Here is an 18745-nt window from a genome sequence, read left to right on the forward strand (position 1 = left end):
GCATCGTCACCACGACCCGCTCGTCATTGCTTCGGTGAGCCACACATACGAGGTAAGGTCTCCTCCATGTTGCCGAAACCTAACCTTCCTCTGCGGGTCACAGCCGTCGCACTCACGACCTGCCTAGCGCTCAGCGCCTGCTCCTCCCATAGCGATGTGAAGAACCCCAGCCAGTCCGGCAGTTCCTCCACTGCTGGCGTATCGAACGCCGCCTTGGCGAAGATTCCAGCCGCTCAGGCCGGGGCAACGGACATCACCTTCAATGCCGCCCCCGAGAAGGTCAAGGCCATCTTCCCGCGCTTCGCAAAGGCGCGGAACCTCAGCACCGCAGTAGAGGTCGTCAAAGGGCGCATGCTGCGCGATTCCTGGCAGCAAAACGCTTCTGACGTCAACGTCACCTCCCAGATCATTGCCTCCAATGACGCCGCATTGGGCGTGCTGGTGACCAACCAGACCACTATCGCCGGTAAGAAGCAGACGATTCCGGCCACCATCTGGTACTCGACCGCAGCCCAGCAGTCATACTCCTTTCCCGCCCTCGTCAAGCCCGACAAATGGGCTGACCTGACGACAGCGCTGCAGGATGCTGGCAAGGATCAGTCCCTCGACGGCGGAAAAATTGCCGCGGCCGTCAAGGCGAAATCGGCCCCGTATGGCAGCGGCCCCGCCCTCGGTTTTAGCCACAACGGTGACCTCTTGGCCAGCTTTGCCTCGGGAGTCGTCACCGATAAGGCCGTCACCCTCGTCGTTCCCAGCGACAAAACGAAGGGAATGCTCAGCAACTTCGGCACCCAGGCTCAGAAAGCCTCAACAAATCCCGGCACGTTCACTGGAACTACCTCCCAGCCCGTAGATGAGTCCCTCAAAGCCACGGACACGAGTGGTCGCCCATCAACAGCCGTCGGCCCGGACTGTCGGGTACTGCACTGCGTCGCAGTCACCTATGACGATGGCCCCAGCGCCATGACCCCAGAACTTCTCAACACCATCAAGAAGTTCAAGTTGTCGATCACCTTCTTCGAGATGGGCAACAGCATCATGGCCTTCCCAAATACGGCCCAGAAGGTGGCTGCCGCCGGCATGGAGATCGGCAACCACACAGTCACCCACCCGAATCTTCCGGCGAAGACCCCGGATCGCATCCGTCGTGAACTGGAGCACAACTCGCAGCTCATTAAGCAGTTCACCGGGGCCACTCCGCTGTTGTTCCGCCCACCCTATGGCGCTCACAACGACACTGTTGACAAGGTCGCCAAGGACAATGGCATGGCAATCATTCAGTGGCAGATTGACAGCGAAGACTGGGAGAACCGCAACCCTGAGATGACGTATAAGAACGTCATGACTGCGCTGCCGTACACCGCACCTATCGTCCTTGAACACGACATCCAGAAGGCATCAATCGACGCCGCCCCGCAGATCTATAAGGATCTTCAAGCAAAGGACAAGACCATCGTCAGCGTCAGTGAACTGTCCCTCAACACCGGGGGTTACCAGGCAGGTCACGCTTACTGCAATGGAACGGTCAAGCCACAAAGCGGCTATAACTGCAAAGGATGAGGATCCGACCGGGGGCGCGCACGGCTGTAGAAGGTCTCACTCTGCTGGCCTGTGCTGCGCTGGGGTTCTACCTGCTGCTCAGTGGCCGCGTTCACCTGTTCGTCGGCACCATCATCACGACCCTGCTGTGGGTTGCGTGTCCGGTCCTGACGGTCATGGGCTTGTGGACCCTGGCCCACGCGGTTCGTCACCCGAATACCACAGGGCATCATCGTGCTCGGATCGGACTACTTATCGTTGCCCCTGTCGCCCTGGGATTATTCGTCCCGCTAGAGCCACTAACCCTGCTCGGAGCGGCGAGTTACCGTCCCGCAGTGCGGGGCACCTCGTCACCTCCGGCTCACTCGAGCTCGTGGAATAACGGTTTACCGGCGGCTCCTACGTCGGTATCCCCGGTAGCTATCGACCCCAAGACCGGAAAACCATCGGCGGATACGACAACGGCGGCGACAACATCGGGTCTGACCGCAACGGCCCTATGGGTCCACCACCGGCCCAATGGCCCGCTCTCAAAGGCAATCCGGCTGAACTCACCATCTACGACTACGTGCAACGGGCTGATGATCCCCGCGGTATCGCCACGCTTAAAGGCAGAAAATTGACGATGATCGGCTTCGTCAGTGCCGCCCCAGAAGACCCAGCTCATGCCTGGGTGCTGGCCCGACTCAAAATGTGGTGCTGCGTGGCCGACGCACTGCCGTTCATGACGACAATGGTGGGAGCCCCGTCTCGTCCCACCGGCGGTTCGTGGATCCGCGTCACCGGCACGTACCTGCCTAGTTCCCCCAACGGCGACACTCGCTTCAAGGTGGAACGCATCGACCAGATCCCGGTACCGGAGAACCCGTATATATGAGCGAGCTGCCTCCCCAGGTCAATGCCTGGCTCGTGATCTTCATCGGTATCTGGCTACAGGCCGTACCCTTTCTGCTCTTGGGAACGATCATCTCATCGACCCTAACAGCCTTCCTCAAACCGCAGGCTCTGGCCCGTTTCCTGCCACGTCAAACTGCCTTGGCCGTAGTGGTCGCGGGGCTTGCCGGCATCGCCCTTCCCGCCTGCGAGTGCGCCTCGGTGCCCACCACCAAGTCCTTGGTCAGGGCAGGCGTACCGACAGCCGCAGCCCTCACCTTTATGGTGGCTTCCCCGGCCATCAATCCGGTCGTCATAGCAGCCACCGCGGTTGCCTACACCGTCAATCCTCGGATGGCTGTAGCGCGGTTCATCGCCGGATTGTTGGCCGCCGTCCTCATTGGTTTGGGGTGGATCTGGCTAGGGCGTCCTCTCCGCGGGGTTGATGACGGCTCCCCGGGATCTGCCTGCGAGGAGGCCTGCGGACTACATGACCACCAACCGCGCACCATGTCCGCAATGGCCGAGACCTTCCGCAGCGAGCTAACTCACGATTTCATCCAATCCTGCGGCTTCCTCGTCATTGGTGCGGCGATCGCTGCCACCGTCAAGGTCTGTGTTCCGACCGCCTGGATGCAGGCTTTGACGATCAACGTTGTAGTGGAGGCAGCAGTATTGAGCCTGCTAGCCGTCATCGTCGCCCTGTGCTCAGAAGCCGACGCCTTCATGGCTGTTTCTCTGACGAGTTTCTCCCCCACCGCCCAGCTGGCCTTCCTGGCGATCGGACCGATCGTTGACGTCAAGCTGATGGCTATGGAGGGCGGGGCCTTTGGTGCTGGGTTCCTTAAACGGTTCGTCCCGCTGGCAACGTGCTGCTGCTTCGTCTCAGCAATCCTCATTGGTGCTCTCATCTTTTCCTCATAGCCAACCTGCACTGATGACCACAACTGGCACGAACCAGTGACAGAGTGTGCCCCAATATCGCCAGTCATCTGAGAATTCGAAGAACTCTCCCAGAATATCGGCGACGCTCGGCGTTGTGATTCTTCCCTACTTGAGCAGAGCCTTAATCTATAAATCGTGAGTGCCTCCCCGCGTCGCTCGATTCGAGCCCTGGCCATCGCCTTGGTTGCCCTGCTCTCACTTGGAGCCTGCTCTCACGACGACGGGGACCCCAACGCCTCGCCCTCAGACATCCGGTCAACCATGAAATCCACCTCCGTGGCCAGCGACCATGTCTCAGGGGCGTCGATGACATCAACGTCCTTCCGCAAGCCGTCAGACATTTCCATCAAGGTCCCAACTATCACCACCGCCCGTAATCTCAGCCAGGCCATCGAGGTCGTCCGTGAGCGCACCCTACGCGGCGCTGCATGGGATTCGGCTACGAAGGTCACTATGACCGGCCATTTCATCTCCTCGACAACTGACCTACTTGGGGTCGAGTTGCAGGCTGAAGTGACGAAGGGCAAAACAACCTCTCAGTCCACAACGACGTTGTGGTACGACGCCACAATGAAACAAACCCTGTCAGCGAGCGCCCTCATCTCGTGGCCCGGTTGGCCAAAGTTCAGCCAGGAAGTTGTTAAATCTGCCCATGCCGATGGCGTCAACGGCAAGAAGGCTGAGGCGGCCCTCCAGCAACCGCAAGCCCCCTATGGCACCGGACCTGCACTGTCATTTGACTCCAAGGGGGACCTGCTTGTGAAGTTCCCGGCGGGAGCTATCGATAGCGTTCAACGTACTGTTCTCATCGATTCCAAGGCCGTCTCTCCGACGCTCAGTGGGCTCGGCCAGAAGGCCCTCGGCGCCTCACTACACCCGACGTCGTTCACCGGTACCCCGTCAACGGATGCGACATGGTTTACCAAACTCAAGACGAGCCCGAAACCAGCAGATTCTCCGAACACCAGGCCCCTCCCGGGCGACCCGGCCACCAAAACGAGCAGCACACCGACCCACCCCTCAACGGCAATTGGTGTCGACTGCATCGTCGAAAACTGTGTGGCCCTGACCTATGACGACGGACCCGCTGATACTACTGCGAAGGTCATTGATGGTTTCACTCACGCGAAAGCCGCCGCCACCTTCTTCCTGCTCGGGACCAACGTTGACCACCACCCAGACACCTCCACCTTGCTGGCCGGCTCCGGTTTCGAGGTTGGCAGTCACTCGGCCAGCAACCGAACTCTGACGACACTCGGGCCTCGGGGCCGCACAGCTGAGATTACCGATGCCGTCAATGCCCTAAGTAAGCTCACTGGACGACCGACGATGCTCTTCCGTCTGCCGTATGGTGCGCACAACGAGCAGATCGATGCCGCGATGGCCAAACAGAATCTGGCCATGGTCAACTGGACCGCCGATTCCAATGACTGGCAGAACCGTAACGCCGGCAAGATCACCAAGACGGTGACCGAGTACGCCACGACCTACACCCAGCCGATCATCGTGCTGCACGACACCTATTCGTCAACAGCCGACGCGACCAGCGGGATAATCGAAGCGCTCCGTCACAAGGGCATGACACTCGTCACCGTCTCTGAGTTGACCGTCAATACTGGTGGCCTCGAAACCGGCAAAGTTTACTGCCGTGGTACTGCCGTCAACCAGAATGGCTTCGGCTGTCACAACTGACACGATCTATCGCCCTGCCTTAGCTCCGGCGCATCACCTTACGCAACATAGGATTCAGCAAGTCCAAGACCTCGACAATGCGCAATATCTTCGCCAGGACGAGGAATAGGGCAACGAACAGCACCCCGCCGATCAAGGTACCGCCAGCGTGACCGACCCACGCGCCATGACCCGCAGCGTCGATCCCATGAGCGACGAGGTATGTCGGAACCGCAGCAACGATCGAGGCCACAGCGAGCTTGGTCCACAGTCGGTTAACCTCTCCCATGCCAATACCGCCGAGCTGGCGAGAAGCCACCACCAGCCACGCCACCGCTCCAACAAGGTTGGCAATGGTCTGAGCAGCCGCCACGACGACAAGGGCATGCTGAGGCGGAAAGACGAACATCGTCACCAAGATGATGAGCTGGACGCCCGTAGTAACCGCCTGCATGATGAGGTTGAGCTTGCCGTCCTCGCGGGCGAAGCAGTAGCGCTGCTGCAGGGTAGCGATACCGAAGGGCAGCAGGCCCACCCCCATGACCGCCACGGCTCGTGCCAACGACCCGACCTGACCAGGTTCCAGCGAGAACACTGTCTGCACGCCGGGGCGGGCCAGCACGACCATCGCCAGCGAACATGGGATGATCGCTAGGGCTGGCATTTCCAATCCCTGACGCAGCAGCTTTTTCATGGCGGAATTGTTGCCGTCGGCATTAGCCCGGCTCATTCGTGGGAAGAGTGCAGTAAGAATTGACGTCGTGATGAAGCTCTGCGGCAGCATAAAGATCAGGAAGGCGTTGTCGTAGGCACTAATCGACGACGACACCTCCGGGTGCACCAGGCGTACGTGGGACAGCATCTTCTTCATGATGATGCCGGCGAACTGAGCGATGGCCAGTGCGGTGAAGGTCCACACCGTGATACGCGCGGCAGCTCCCAGACCGTAGCCGCGGATTCCCCAGCGAGGACGCCACCGGAACCCGCCGCGATGCAACGGGATGATGAGGAACAAGCCCTGGATGATGATGCCCAAGGTCGTCGTTCCGGCCAATACCCACACCATCTCAGGGGTCCAGGTAGCGGGGTCGGGATGGGCTCCGAATTGCACCAGGAACCACACCAATCCGGCAATCTGAATGACGTTCGCCAGCACCGGACTCCACATGAAAGCAGCAAATTGGTTGCGTGCGTTAAGTACCTGGCCGAGGATCGCGTAGAGACCGTAGAAGAAGATCTGCGGCATGCATATAAACCCGAAGAAAATGGTGAGGTGACGAGTCGCCCCACTCGATGAGAAATAGAGATCCAAGAGCCATGGCGAGGCCAACGTCGCCACAGTGGTAACGACGAGCACTGACGCGAACGACACCGTCAGCAATCGATCGACGAACTCTTGACCACCGTCTGGCTGCTTCATGGCCCTGGTGATCTGCGGAATAAGGATGGCATTGAGTACTCCCGCACTGAGCAGGATGAACACAACATTTGGCAGGGTGTTAGCGGCCTGGAAAGCGTCGAGGGTTAATGAAGTACCAGCCGCAATGACGGTGAGCAAGTATGTGCGGACGAATCCCAGAATCCTCGACACCATCGTGCCGGCAGCCATGACGATGCTGGCGCGACGCAACGACCCCTCAGCAGGAGCCTCGGGGGCAGCCGACGTTGCTGGGGAGGTGATGACCCCGGAGATAACCCGGGTGCGATCGAAGTCCTCGTCGGCGCCAAACCGCCTCAGGCTACGGCGAGAAACATCGGCACCGAAAGTGACGGCGTCAATGTCGAGGCTGTCATAAACGTCTACTGGCGGGGCAGCCTCCGGAAGACGGAGAAGGTCATAAACGTCGTCATCATGGGATTCAGGCATGGTCGCCTTAACGGCCGGTCCCGGCGTAGACGACGGCCTCGCCTTCAGCATCGAGCCCGAAGGCGGTATGAGCAACGCGAACGGCCTCGTCAACCTGATCGGCGTCCACAACCACCGAGATGCGAATCTCGGAAGTCGAGATCATCTGCAAGTTAATGCCGCAGTCGGCCAAAGCACGGAAGAACGTCGAGGTGACCCCGGGGTGAGTCCTCATGCCCACGCCGACCACCGATACCTTGCCAATCTGGTCGTTGTACAGGATCTGCTCGTAGCCCAACTCGTCCTTGACGGCGGTCAGGGCGCGGACTGCCGTGGGTCCGTCATTCATCGGCAAGGTAAAGGAGAGGTCCGTACGCCCATTCATAACCCGCGAGGCATTCTGCACAATCATGTCGATATTGATGTCAGCGTGAGCGATGATCTCGAAGATCTGGGCAGCTCGACCCACCGCGTCAGGAAGACCGGCGATGGTGATCTTGGCCTCCGAGCGGTCATGGGCCACCCCGGAGATGATGGCCTCTTCCATGTCAGATCCCTTCGTGATGTCGGTAGGGTCCTTGACCCAGGTGCCGGGTTTGTCAGAGAACGAGGAACGTACGTGCACTGGCACGTCCTCACGGCGGGCGTATTCGACGCAACGCAGATGGAGGATTTTGGCACCGCAAGCGGCCATTTCGAGCATCTCCTCGTAGGAGATCTCAGGAATGCGTCGGGCACCCTTGACGATCCGTGGATCAGCAGTAAAGACACCGTCGACGTCAGAGTAGATCTCACAAAAATCAGCGCCCAGGGAGCTGGCCAGGGCGACCGCAGTGGTGTCAGACGCCCCCCGCCCTAGGGTGGTGACGTCCTTAGTTGTTTGGGAAACCCCCTGGAATCCCGCGACAATGACGAGGTCTCCGGCCTCCAAAGACTTCTCAATTCGCCCGGGGGTAATGTCAATAATGCGGGCATTGCCGTGGGCCGCGGTCGTAATAACTCCAGCCTGAGAACCGGTGTACGAGCGTGCCGGGATACCCACGTCAGACAGAGCCATCGCGAGCAGGGCAGCGGACTGCCGCTCACCCGTCGTCAGGAGCATGTCGAGTTCCCGGGGAGCGGGCTGTGGGGAAACCTCCAAGGCGAGGTCCATCAGGTCGTCAGTGGTGTCACCCATAGCCGAGATGACGACGACAATGTCATTGCCCGCCTGCTTTGTGGCGGCAATACGGCGCGCCACGCGCTTAATCGATGCGGCATCGGCCACTGAGGACCCGCCGAATTTCTGGACGACTCGCGTCATCAACCCTCCTGCCAGGTTCGGACACCAAAGTCTAACCGGCGACAGTACGGCGACCCCGCCGTACACGGGAGCGCCACAGTCTATTGCGTGACGCCGTGACGCAAAGGCTGTCAGGCGCGATTGCCACGATAGTAGGAACAGGGAGTAAACCCAGGAAAGACTTGCCGCTGACCCAGGTAACTCGGGTATGTCTGAAGCCTCACGTATTCTTGGGTACATGCGCTCAGACAGGCACGGCAAGCTCTACCCCCTGGCCATGTTCGGAATCGTAAGTATCCTGACCGGACTGCTAATGGCTGGATTCGTTGTGCCCCTGGCGGCTTTAACCGGCGGAACGGCCAAGATGGTTGCCAGTAGCATGGAGGACCTACCTCCCGAATTGATGAGCACACCGCAGGCTCAAAAGTCCCACATTCTGATGGCCGATGGATCGGTACTAGCCACCTTCTACGACGAGAACCGCGAATACGTTCCGTTGTCAAAGATCTCCAAGCAGATGCAAACGGCCCAGGTCGCTATCGAGGACAACCGATTCTTCTCCCATGGTGCGATCGACCTCAAAGGCACCGCTCGCGCCCTAGCGACAAACATCGCCGGATCAGCCCGGCAGGGCGGATCAACTCTGACCCAGCAGTACGTCAAGCAGATCCGTATCGAGGCTGCCGTAGCTGCGGGCAATGAGGAGGGCGTGCAAGCCGCCCAGGAGCCGACGATCACCCGAAAGATACAAGAGTTGCGCTATGCGGTGGCTATGGAGAAGAAGCTCTCTAAGAAGCAGATCCTGGAGCGCTACCTCAATATCGCCTATTTCGGTGACGGTGCCTACGGCGTCGAGTCTGCAGCTCATCACTACTTTGGGACCACAGCCGCCAACCTTGACCTCGCCCAGTCGGCGATGCTAGCTGGCCTGGTACAGAACCCGGTCGCCTACGACCCAGTAAACCACCCAGAGGCAGCCATGAACCGCCGCAATATCGTGCTGGCACGTATGGCCCAACTTAACCTCATCAGCGCTGACCAAGCTCGGAAGGCCGAGGCGACCGTCTTCGACAAGTCGAAGGTCTTTTATCCGAAAAACGGCTGCATCTCATCGAAGTACCCGTTCATCTGCGACTACGCGTATCGCAGCTTGTTGCAGATGCCGAGTCTGGGCAAGAACCCCGAGGAGCGGGCCAAGATGGTCAAGCGTGGTGGATTGACAATCCAGACGAGTATTGACCCAAAGGTTCAGGATGCCGCCCAGAACGCCGTCTCGAACGTCGTCGGGCCCAAGGACCCAGTTCTTGCCGGAACAGCCATCGTCCAGCCGGGCACCGGCTTGCTCATGGCGATGGCACAGTCTCGTCCCATCATGGGCGACAAGCCCGGGCAAACCTACTACAACTACATGGCACCGGCCTCAATGGGCGGAGCCACTGGTTTCCAGGCAGGGTCGACTTTCAAGGCCTTCACGACGGCTGCGGCCATTGCCAAGGGCATACCCATGAGCAAGCATTACACCGCATCCTCTCCCATGGACTTCACCGGCGAAAAGTTCACCAGCTGTAAGGGCACCTTTAAGTCGGGGCCGTTCCGGGTGCGCAACTCAACCGGACACTCGTGGAACATCGGCTTGCGTGAGGCGGCCGCGTGGTCGGTTAACACCTACTTTGTCCAGCTAGAGCAGGACGTCGGTATGTGCGGGGTCACCAAAATGGCTCAGGACAGTGGCGTGAAACTCTCTAGCGGTAAGGACATCGTCAAGACCTTCCAGAAGGTGCCATCGTTTACCCTCGGTACTGCTTATGTGTCCCCACTGTCCATGGCTTCGTCCTATGCGTCCTTCGCCTCACGTGGGATTCAGTGCGACCCCATTATTCTCACGTCGGTTAAGAATCGCGATGGTTCACCTCTTAAGGTCCCGACCGGCAATTGCAAGCGAGTCATGCCGCAGAAGGTTGCTGACGGCGTTAACTCGGTGCTTTCAGGTGTCATGGACGCCACGGGTATGCCCGCGAGGATTCCAGGTGGTTATCCGCAGGCCGGCAAGACAGGTACCACCGACGCCCATGAGGCTGCCTGGTTCGACGGGTATACCCCGCAGGCTGCCGGTGTAGCGATGATCGCTGCCGATGGTGGAAACTCCTACTTCCGTGGCGATAAGTCCCGCTCGATCAAGGGCATCCGGACCTCTACCGGGGTCTACCTCAACGGTTCTGGTGGTAGCGACGCCGGCAAGATCTACCGTGCGGCGATGGCCGGCGCCCTCCAAGGCAAGCCCAAGACAGAGTTCGTAGCTCCCACCGACGAGGTGCGCTACGGCAAGCTCATCAAGATTCCCAGCACTGACGGGATGACCTATCCCCAGGCCAAAGCTGCCATTCTTAAGGCGGGATTCCGCACCAAAGTGTGGCATGTATGGGACGACTCAGAGCCCGGTACCTACCTCGGCACGGATCCCGAGGGGTCAGCCCACGCCGGAGCCGCCGTCACCCTCAAAATATCGAAGGGCCCGAAGCCAGCCCCTAAACCGACCTACGCCCCTCCGCAGCCGCCACAAAACCAGCCAAACAACCCCGGCAATGAGCAGCCCGGTGGCCAGCAGAACAACCCACCCGGCGATAATACCGCGGGTAATAATGGCGGCACCGAGGGTAATAATGGCGGCGATTACGGGGGTAACACCGGAGGTGGTCAACAGAACCCGCCCGGAACGACGGGACCTCGCTGACATGAGAGCCGCCATGAAGACGGGCTTCACAGCGGTCGCTAGCGTTATTGGGGTCGGCGTTGCAGGTCTGGCCTACGGTGTAATCGAAGCGCATCGATTTGTGGTGCGTCACGTCGAGGTGCCGGTATTAAAGCCCGGCAGCTCACCGTTGCGCATACTGCATATGTCGGACTTACATCTGCTAGCCCGCCAGGAGACCAAGCGGCGGTTCATTCGTCAACTCGACGCTCTCAATCCTGACCTTGTCATCAACACCGGCGACAACTTTTGCTCGGCCGACTCGCTCCAGCCACTTCTCGACGACATGTCGGGGCTGCTACAGCGGCCTGGGACATTCGTCTTTGGGTCCAATGACTACCTGGTACCAAAGTTCAAGAACCCGTTCTCGTACCTCCTATGGGGACACTCTCAGCAAGCCACCGAACCAGTGCCAGAGCTTCCCCATGAGGAACTTCGTCAGGCTTTCACCTCTGCGGGATGGCTCGACCTCAACGACAAGTCCGAAACGCTGGAGGTGGCCGGTCACCGGTTGACTTTGCGCGGTACTGACGACGCCCATCACGACCGCGACCATTACGAGGAGGTGGCTGGCCCACCTGACGGCGAGGCGGACCTCAATATCGGCGTCACCCATGCCCCGTATCTCAAGATTCTCGACGCCATGGTTAGCGATGGTACGGACATCGTTTTCGCGGGTCACACTCATGGCGGACAGGTATGCCTGCCCTTCACCGGAGCCATTATCACCAACTGTGATTTAGACACTGAACGCGCCAAAGGGCTGTCTCAGCACGGCCGCGGCGGACACACCGGGTGGCTGCACGTGTCGGCCGGATTGGGATGCTCCCCCTTCGCTCCGTACCGGACTTTCTGCCGGCCGGAGGCCACCCTGCTTACCCTCGTTCCCCGACCCTGACAGGGCCAGCTTGGCGCTTTCGACCAAGCTGGGTTAAAGTATGCGTCGGCCATTCCAATGGGAAAGATGACCGTGGTCGCGGGGTGTGGCGCAGTTTGGTAGCGCGCTTCGTTCGGGACGAAGAGGTCGCAGGTTCAAATCCTGTCACCCCGACCATCCATTCTTCAGTTGACAGATTTCGTCAGCTTTGGGGACTCACCCTGATCTTGTATCACCTCTCAATGGGCCTATTCTGGCCGTGATCTCACACTGTGGGCCCTGCCGCAGCAACAGTGTGGTGGCCGGGGAGGCTCCACTGTGCCGAAATCGGAATACTTCAGCCTTTGGTCTTGTTCCACCACTGAAAGCGATTGAAGGAGGAACCACCGTGGCTGCACGCGCACTTATCGCCGTCACCGACTTCGGAGTCGAGGAGGCCGAGCTCGTCGAGCCCCTCAACGCCCTCAAGAAGGCCGGCATCGAGGTAACCGTCGCCTCCAACAGCGGCGAGTCCATTCAAACCGTCACCGGCGACAAGGATTGGGCGTCCAAGGTGAACGCTGATTCCAGGCTTGCCGACGCCAAGGCTTCCGATTACGACTTGCTCGTCATCCCCGGTGGCACCGTCAATGCGGATACCTTGCGTATTGACGAGGACGGACGCCGCCTGGTCAAGGAGTTCGCAACTGCTGGCAAGCCAGTCGGGGCTATCTGTCACGGACCGTGGGTACTGATTGACGCCGACGTTGCCAAAGGCAAGACGATGACCTCCTATATCTCCATTCGACCGGACCTTGAAAATGCCGGAGTTTCCTGGGTAGACAAGGAACTTTTCCGTTGCCCCGGCAACGGCTGGGTACTACTTACCTCGCGCAACCCCAACGATCTACCCGCCTTCGCTAAGGCTCTGGTCGACGAGATCTCCTGATTCACACAACTTCAGAAGAAAGGGACTCGCATCTGCAGGTGTGGGTCCCTTTGCGTATGTCCAAGGGCACGACGATCTGTGTTCCGAAACCCCTAAAGCCTGCGATGACGCGGTGGACTACCCCAGATATCTCCACATCGTGAGACTGACGTCCACCCAATCGAATAATTATACACATGTTTCAATATGGTCACGATCTTGTACCAGCCTTACGAAACGGCTGACGAATGACGCTTCGCGATGGCATGGTGCCCCGAAACCGTCGGTTGGATGCCGACGTGACGTGAGAAGGAGACACCATGCGTCACATGAGGCCACTCATTGCGCTGTCCCTCGCAGGTTTGATGACGCTGTCAGCCTGCGGCGAGGATGTCGCGGCCAAGGATGACTCGGCTGCCGGATCGTCAGCCGCCGGCGGCAGCAATAACAGCGCCCCGGCCAAAGACGGCGGATCAATCACCGTTCGCGGCTGTACCCCACAGAACCCGCTCATTCCGTCCAACACCAACGAGACCTGCGGCGGAAATGTCCTCGACGCCGTCACAGCCCGCCTTATCCATTACAACCCTGACACCGCCAAGCCGGAGATGGACATCGCCCAGTCCATCGAGACCAAGGACAACCAGAACTTCACCGTCAAGATCAAGCCGGGATACAAGTTCTCCGACGGCACCAAGGTCAAGGCTCAGAATTTCGTCGCCGGTTGGAACTGGGCCGCCTACGGCCCCAATGCCCAGCAGTCCGGCTACTTCTTCGAGCCGATCGAGGGGTACGCCGACGAACAGTGTGGTGACGAAGCTTGTAAAACCAAGCCCAAGGTCAAGACCATGAGCGGCCTCAAAGTCGTTGACGACCACACCTTCACCATCAAAACCACCGAAAAGGTCTCTAACCTCAAGGTACGTTTGGGCTACACCGCCTTCGCCCCACTGCCGGATGCCTTCCTCAAGGATCCGACCAACAAGAAGTGGGAGAAGATGCCAATCGGCGCCGGGCCATACAAGGTCACCGACAACACCGCCACCGCGATCACCGTCGCCAAGAATGAGAACTACGCCGGGGCGTACCAAGGCCACGTCGACAAGGTCACCTTCAAGATCTACAACGACGCCAGTCCGGCCTACAACGACACGGTCGCCAACAACCTCGACATCAACGACCTCGTCCCGACCGACCAGCTCACCAACGACCAGTGGAAGAGTGACCTGTCTGGCCGCTGGGCCATCCGTCAGTCGGGCATCAACCAGACACTGACCTACTCCGGCAAGGACAAGCAGCTGGCCAGCAACAAGGACCTAGTTAAGGCCCTTGGCATGGACATCGACCGCGAGACCATCACGAAGCAGATTTTCGCTGGCTCCCGAACCCCCGCTGATGGCTGGGTCTCCCCCGTCGTCGACGGGTACAAGAAAGACCAATGTGGCCAGATGTGCAAGTACGACAAGGACAAAGCCGTCGAGCTGTACAAGAAGTCCGGTGGGTACAAGGGCACCCTGACCATTGCGGTCAACGGTGATGGCGACCACAAGGCATGGTCTCAGGCGATCTGCAACGGCTGGAAGAACGACCTTGGCCTCAAGTGCCAGCTCAAGGTCACCCCGGACTTCAAGACCCTGCGCGACATGATCACCAAGCGCCAGCTCCAGGGCTTCTTCCGCGCCGGATGGCAGATGGATTACCCCTCCATCGAGAACTTCTTGACCCCGATGTACGCCACCGGCGCCTCAAGCAACGACAACGACTACTCGAACAAGGCCTTCGACGCCAAGCTCGCGGACGCCGCTGCCGCTACTAACACTGGGGAAGCCAACAAGCTGTACCAGGAGGCCGAGAAGATGCTGGTGGCGGACCCACCCAACATCCCGCTGTGGACGACCTCGACCCCATTCGCGTGGTCAAACAAGGTCGCCAATGTCAAGCTCACTCCATTCGGCACAATCGATTTCCAGTCGGTCAGCGTGAAGTGATTCATCCGTGATGACGCACCCGTCGGTCCGCCGAATTAGTTTCGACGGACCGACGGTGTCGTGAGGAACACCATGTTCAGATACATCGTCAGACGCATCCTCCAGATGATCCCAGTGCTCATCGGGACGACGTTCATCATTTTCTGTCTAGTCTTTGCCTTGCCCGGTGATCCCACGGCCGGACGATGCGGTGAACGCCCTTGCCCGCCCGCCTACGTGGCGGCATTCCGGGCCGAGTACAACCTCGACAAACCACTACTCGTCCAGTACGGCCTGTACTTGGAGAAACTGTTGCACGGAAACCTCGGCGTCGACTATTACGGCAACACCGTCGTCTCAGAGCTTGGTGCCCGCTACCCGGTAACGATCAAGCTGGCGGTCATCGCCCTGCTCGTTGAGATCGTCATTGGCATCCTCGCCGGTGTGTGGGCAGGTGTGCGACGCGGCAAGTTCATCGACTACTTCGTCCTGGTGTCCTCGCTTATCGTCATCTCAATCCCGATCTTCGTCATCGGTTCGCTGGCACAGCTTGTCTTCGGTTTGCGGCTGGGCTGGTTCCCGGTGACAGCCGGGGACGGCTCATGGGGAGCACTCGTCCTGCCAGGACTCGTGCTGGGAGCGTTGTCAGTGGCCTACGTGGCCCGCCTGACAAGGTCGAACCTGCTGGAAAACCAGCGAGCCGACTACGTGCGCACCGCCAAGGCTAAGGGCATGTCGCCGTCACGGATCGTGACTGTGCACACCCTGCGCAACTCCCTCATCCCCGTGATCACCTTCATCGGGTATGACTTCGGTGCCCTTATGGGTGGTGCCATCGTCACCGAGCGCATCTTCAACATCGACGGGATCGGCAATTACGTCTACCGGTCGATCAACCAACGCGACGATGTCTCGGTGGTCGGTGCGGTGACCTGCCTCGTGTTGGTATATCTGCTCGCAAACCTCCTCGTCGACCTGCTATACGGGGTACTCGACCCGAGGATTAGCCATGACTGAATCACGTACGAACCTTTCCCCGCTCGGCTCTAGCGGTCCTGAGGCCATGGCCGATCCCACGCCCGGCGAGAACGATGTACTGGGCAACTCCAAGCCGCGCTCGGTGTGGAATGACGCCTGGGATTCCCTTGAACGCAACCCCCTGTTCTGGATATCGGTGACTCTTATCGTCGTCTTTCTGGTCATGGCGGCCGTCCCGGCTATCTTCACCTCGAAGGACCCCACCGACTGCAACCTGTCAGCGGCCCGGCACATCCCTTCGGCGGTACACTGGTTTGGTACCGATATCCAGGGGTGTGACGTGTACTCCCGGACGGTGTACGGGGCCAGATCGTCGATCCTTGTCGGCGTCCTCGCCACCTTGGGAACGACCATTCTCGGTGCCTTCATCGGTCTGGTTGCGGGCTTCCGCGGCGGCTGGCTCGACACCCTGCTGAGCCGAACCGGCGACGTTTTCTACGCCATCCCGCTGCTGCTCGGCGGCATCATCATTTTGTACACCTTTCCCAACGAGCCTGGCACCCCGTATCTCGTCATGGTGCTCAAAGTGGTGGGGGCGATCATCATCCTCGGTTGGCCGTCCATCGCACGACTTATGAGGTCGTCGGTGCTTCAGGTACTACCACACGACTACGTACAGGCAGCTCGCGCGCTCGGGGCGTCGTCGTGGCGAATCATCCGCTCGCACATCCTGCCCAATGCCGTCGCCCCGGCAATCGTAGTGGCCACCATCAATCTGAGTGCTTACATCGCCATCGAGGCGACACTGAGCTATCTGGGCATCGGCCTGCAAGAACCAGCCATCTCGTGGGGTGTGTCGATTTCTGACGCCTCCGGGTTGGGATACGTCCGGTCGGCACCGTTCATGCTGCTGTTCCCGTCACTATTCCTGTCTCTGGCGGTGCTGGCGTTCATCTTCCTTGGCGAGGCGGCACAGGACGCCTTCGACCCCAAACAGCACTGAGGTTTCGACATGGCGCGAAAGACACTCACGAGCGCTCGTCTTCACATGGAACCGGTTGACGGGCTGCTCCTTAAAGTCGACGACCTGCACGTGGAGTTCCGCACCCGTGACGGGGTAGCCAAGGCCATCAACGGGACGAGCTTCACCTTGTCTGAACGCGAAACCCTCGCCATTCTCGGTGAATCAGGGTCGGGTAAATCGGTGACTGCACAGGCAATTATGGGCATCCTCGAATCCCCTCCAGCCCAGATCACTGGCGGGCGGATTGAGTACTGCGGGGTAGACCTGCTGACGATGCCGGAGAAGAAACGTCGTCAGATCCGTGGCGAGCACATCTCGATGATCTTCCAGGACGCGTTGTCGTCGCTGAACCCGGTATTCCCGGTCGGATGGCAGATCGCCGAAATGTTCCGTGTTCACCGCGGTATGAACCGCTCTGATTCGATGTCTGAGGCGATCCGCCTCATGGAGAGGGTGCATATTCCCGCTGCCAAGGAACGTGCCACCAACTACCCGCACCAGTTCTCTGGCGGTATGCGTCAGCGCATCATGATTGCAATAGCGATCGCGCTCAACCCCTGGGTGCTCATCGCCGACGAGCCGACGACGGCCCTCGACGTCACCGTTCAAGCCCAGATCATGACCCTGCTCAAGGAGCTCCAGGAGGAGTCCGGCATGGGGCTGATTCTCATCTCACCCACGACCTTTGGGTGGTAGCCGACGTGGCCGACGACATCGCGGTCATGTACTGCGGTCGGTTCGTCGAGCACGCTGACGTCCGTCGTCTCTACGACAACCCTGCCCACCCGTATACCGTCGGCCTGCTGGATTCCATCCCGCGCCTGGACCAAAAGGGACACGAGCTATACGCCATCGGCGGTCTGCCGCCATCCCTAACGAACCTGCCATCAGGGTGCTCCTTCCACCCGCGCTGCCGCTGGGCTACCGAGGAATGCCGCGTCGGCGGCGCTCCCCAGTTCGTCGAAGTCGAGCCCGGACGCTGGGCCGCCTGCCACCACACCGAGGAGGTCCTCCGTCGTGACCGTTAAGACCACAGCCGACAAAGCTAAACCCATTTTGTCGGTACGTGACCTCACCAAGCATTACCCGCTCAAATCCGGCGTGGTGCGCCATACCGTCGGCTACGTCAAGGCTGTCGACGGGGTCAGTTTCAACCTCTATCCTGGCGAGACACTCGGTGTCGTCGGAGAGTCTGGGTGCGGCAAGTCCACGCTGGGGCGTCTGCTGGTAAACCTCGAGCCGCCGACGTCGGGCACGATCACCTTCGAGGGACGCGACGTGACGAATCTCACGGGATCGGCGATGCGCAAACTGCGTCGTGACATTCAGATCGTCTTTCAAGACCCGTATACCTCGTTGGATCCGCGTATGACGGTGGGGGGACATCGTCGGTGAAGCGTTCCGAATCCATCCTGACGCTGTACCGCGTCGCAAGCGAACCGAGCGGGTCAAAGAGTTGCTCGACCTCGTCGGGCTTAACCCGGAGCACATCAACCGCTACCCGCACGAGTTCTCCGGCGGCCAGCGCCAGCGCATCGGAATCGCCCGCGGCATTGCCCTGAATCCCAAGGTGCTGGTGTGCGATGAGCCGGTGTCAGCGCTGGATGTTTCGGTGCAGGCTCAGGTCGTCAACCTGCTACAGAAATTGCAGCGGGAACTGGGGATGGCGTACATCTTCATCGCCCACGACCTGTCGGTGGTGCGCCACATCTCCGATCGTGTGGCCGTCATGTACCTCGGGAGGATCATGGAGATTGGTGACGAGGAGCAGATCTACGAACGTTCCACTCACCCGTATACCCAGGCCCTGCTCTCGGCGGTGCCGGTGTCCGATCCCTCGGCGCGAGGTATGCGTCACCAGATCCTGCTACATGGCGATGTGCCCTCCCCGGCAAATCCGCCCTCCGGGTGTCGCTTTCACACCAGGTGCTGGCGGGCGCAACCGTTGTGCTCGGAAAAGGAGACCACCCTGACGATGCACGCCGACGGCCACGGCGAACATGCTTGCCGGTGTCACTTTGCCGAGATCTTCGAGAAGGCCTCGGACGACATCAGCCCCGTCTCTCGCAAGGAGAGCTGACATCGGT

The 18745-nt window shown here is 59.8% G+C and carries 12 protein-coding genes, 1 tRNA gene and 3 pseudogenes; 13 read left to right on the forward strand and 3 right to left on the reverse strand.

The genetic code is table 11. The features are described 5' to 3' along the window. The first annotated feature begins 66 nt into the window (after positions 1 to 66). From LRP59_RS00735 to LRP59_RS00745, 3 genes and pseudogenes are all read left to right on the forward strand, one after another. Positions 67 to 1560 (forward strand): polysaccharide deacetylase family protein, encoded by a 1494-nt coding sequence (locus tag LRP59_RS00735; RefSeq protein WP_148378614.1) that lies wholly within the window; start codon positions 67 to 69, stop codon positions 1558 to 1560. Then, positions 1557 to 2416: pseudogene (locus tag LRP59_RS00740) on the forward strand (TIGR03943 family putative permease subunit). The gene LRP59_RS00735 and the pseudogene LRP59_RS00740 overlap by 4 nt, the downstream one beginning before the upstream one ends. Further along, on the forward strand, positions 2413 to 3336 hold the full coding sequence (locus tag LRP59_RS00745; protein ID WP_002514578.1) for a permease: 924 nt from the start codon (positions 2413 to 2415) through the stop codon (positions 3334 to 3336). The pseudogene LRP59_RS00740 and the gene LRP59_RS00745 overlap by 4 nt, the downstream one beginning before the upstream one ends. A gap of 233 nt (positions 3337 to 3569) precedes the next feature. On the opposite strand, the gene LRP59_RS00750 is transcribed toward LRP59_RS00745, so the two are convergent. Beyond that, positions 3570 to 3749: a hypothetical protein gene (locus LRP59_RS00750; RefSeq protein ID WP_002519528.1), complete on the reverse strand. Its 180-nt coding sequence runs from the start codon at positions 3747 to 3749 to the stop codon at positions 3570 to 3572. Here LRP59_RS00750 and LRP59_RS00755 point away from each other — a divergent pair. After that, complete coding sequence (locus tag LRP59_RS00755) at positions 3664 to 5049, forward strand: polysaccharide deacetylase family protein (RefSeq protein ID WP_306472660.1); 1386 nt, start codon at positions 3664 to 3666, stop codon at positions 5047 to 5049. The genes LRP59_RS00750 and LRP59_RS00755 overlap by 86 nt on opposite strands. A gap of 19 nt (positions 5050 to 5068) precedes the next feature. Here LRP59_RS00755 and murJ read toward each other — a convergent pair whose 3' ends face one another. Together murJ and LRP59_RS00765 are read right to left on the reverse strand one after the other, a co-directional pair. Next, entirely contained in the window at positions 5069 to 6946 is a 1878-nt protein-coding gene (gene murJ, locus LRP59_RS00760) for a murein biosynthesis integral membrane protein MurJ (RefSeq protein ID WP_002520753.1), read from the reverse strand. Continuing rightward, positions 6903 to 8177 carry an aspartate kinase gene (locus tag LRP59_RS00765; RefSeq protein WP_002514581.1) on the reverse strand — a complete coding sequence of 425 codons (1275 nt, stop codon included), beginning with the start codon at positions 8175 to 8177 and terminating at the stop codon, positions 6903 to 6905. Before LRP59_RS00765 ends, murJ begins: the two co-directional genes overlap by 44 nt. A 187-nt stretch (positions 8178 to 8364) precedes the next feature. On the opposite strand from LRP59_RS00765, the gene LRP59_RS00770 reads away from it, so the two are divergent. The 9 genes and pseudogenes from LRP59_RS00770 (at position 8365) to LRP59_RS00810 (ending at position 18738) form a co-directional block, all read left to right on the forward strand. Further along, on the forward strand, positions 8365 to 10887 hold the full coding sequence (locus tag LRP59_RS00770) for a transglycosylase domain-containing protein (RefSeq protein ID WP_002514582.1): 2523 nt from the start codon (positions 8365 to 8367) through the stop codon (positions 10885 to 10887). 1 nt (position 10888) lies between these two features. Continuing rightward, positions 10889 to 11803 carry a metallophosphoesterase gene (locus LRP59_RS00775; protein WP_002520755.1) on the forward strand — a complete coding sequence of 305 codons (915 nt, stop codon included), beginning with the start codon at positions 10889 to 10891 and terminating at the stop codon, positions 11801 to 11803. Positions 11804 to 11882: 79 nt separating this feature from the next. Next, a tRNA-Pro gene (locus LRP59_RS00780) sits at positions 11883 to 11959 on the forward strand. Positions 11960 to 12170: 211 nt separating this feature from the next. Then, positions 12171 to 12710 (forward strand): type 1 glutamine amidotransferase domain-containing protein, encoded by a 540-nt coding sequence (locus LRP59_RS00785; protein WP_002514584.1) that lies wholly within the window; start codon positions 12171 to 12173, stop codon positions 12708 to 12710. A gap of 299 nt (positions 12711 to 13009) precedes the next feature. Then, on the forward strand, positions 13010 to 14677 hold the full coding sequence (locus LRP59_RS00790; RefSeq protein ID WP_002514585.1) for an ABC transporter substrate-binding protein: 1668 nt from the start codon (positions 13010 to 13012) through the stop codon (positions 14675 to 14677). 72 nt (positions 14678 to 14749) lie between these two features. Beyond that, positions 14750 to 15673: an ABC transporter permease gene (locus tag LRP59_RS00795; RefSeq protein WP_002514586.1), complete on the forward strand. Its 924-nt coding sequence runs from the start codon at positions 14750 to 14752 to the stop codon at positions 15671 to 15673. Between the two features lie 46 nt (positions 15674 to 15719). Beyond that, complete coding sequence (locus tag LRP59_RS00800) at positions 15720 to 16637, forward strand: ABC transporter permease (protein ID WP_187361758.1); 918 nt, start codon at positions 15720 to 15722, stop codon at positions 16635 to 16637. A gap of 45 nt (positions 16638 to 16682) precedes the next feature. After that, a pseudogene (locus LRP59_RS00805) lies at positions 16683 to 17686 on the forward strand (ABC transporter ATP-binding protein). Next, positions 17676 to 18738: pseudogene (locus LRP59_RS00810) on the forward strand (ABC transporter ATP-binding protein). The pseudogenes LRP59_RS00805 and LRP59_RS00810 overlap by 11 nt, the downstream one beginning before the upstream one ends. Positions 18739 to 18745: the final 7 nt, after the last annotated feature.

Source organism: Cutibacterium sp. 37298 (assembly GCF_023838685.1).
Classification (GTDB): domain Bacteria; phylum Actinomycetota; class Actinomycetes; order Propionibacteriales; family Propionibacteriaceae; genus Cutibacterium; species Cutibacterium acnes.

What these genes read in the sequence shown, in the direction of transcription:
- LRP59_RS00735 (WP_148378614.1), top strand. Translation starts at nt 67, where the DNA reads ATGTTGCCGAAACCTAACCTTCCTCTGCGGGTCACAGCCGTCGCACTC.
- LRP59_RS00745 (WP_002514578.1), top strand. Translation starts at nt 2,413, where the DNA reads ATGAGCGAGCTGCCTCCCCAGGTCAATGCCTGGCTCGTGATCTTCATC.
- LRP59_RS00755 (WP_306472660.1), top strand. Translation starts at nt 3,664, where the DNA reads ATGACATCAACGTCCTTCCGCAAGCCGTCAGACATTTCCATCAAGGTC.
- LRP59_RS00750 (WP_002519528.1), bottom strand. Translation starts at nt 3,749, where the DNA reads ATGGCCTGGCTGAGATTACGGGCGGTGGTGATAGTTGGGACCTTGATG.
- murJ (WP_002520753.1), bottom strand. Translation starts at nt 6,946, where the DNA reads ATGCTGAAGGCGAGGCCGTCGTCTACGCCGGGACCGGCCGTTAAGGCG.
- LRP59_RS00765 (WP_002514581.1), bottom strand. Translation starts at nt 8,177, where the DNA reads ATGACGCGAGTCGTCCAGAAATTCGGCGGGTCCTCAGTGGCCGATGCC.
- LRP59_RS00770 (WP_002514582.1), top strand. Translation starts at nt 8,365, where the DNA reads ATGTCTGAAGCCTCACGTATTCTTGGGTACATGCGCTCAGACAGGCAC.
- LRP59_RS00775 (WP_002520755.1), top strand. Translation starts at nt 10,889, where the DNA reads ATGAGAGCCGCCATGAAGACGGGCTTCACAGCGGTCGCTAGCGTTATT.
- LRP59_RS00790 (WP_002514585.1), top strand. Translation starts at nt 13,010, where the DNA reads ATGCGTCACATGAGGCCACTCATTGCGCTGTCCCTCGCAGGTTTGATG.
- LRP59_RS00795 (WP_002514586.1), top strand. Translation starts at nt 14,750, where the DNA reads ATGTTCAGATACATCGTCAGACGCATCCTCCAGATGATCCCAGTGCTC.
- LRP59_RS00800 (WP_187361758.1), top strand. Translation starts at nt 15,720, where the DNA reads ATGGCCGATCCCACGCCCGGCGAGAACGATGTACTGGGCAACTCCAAG.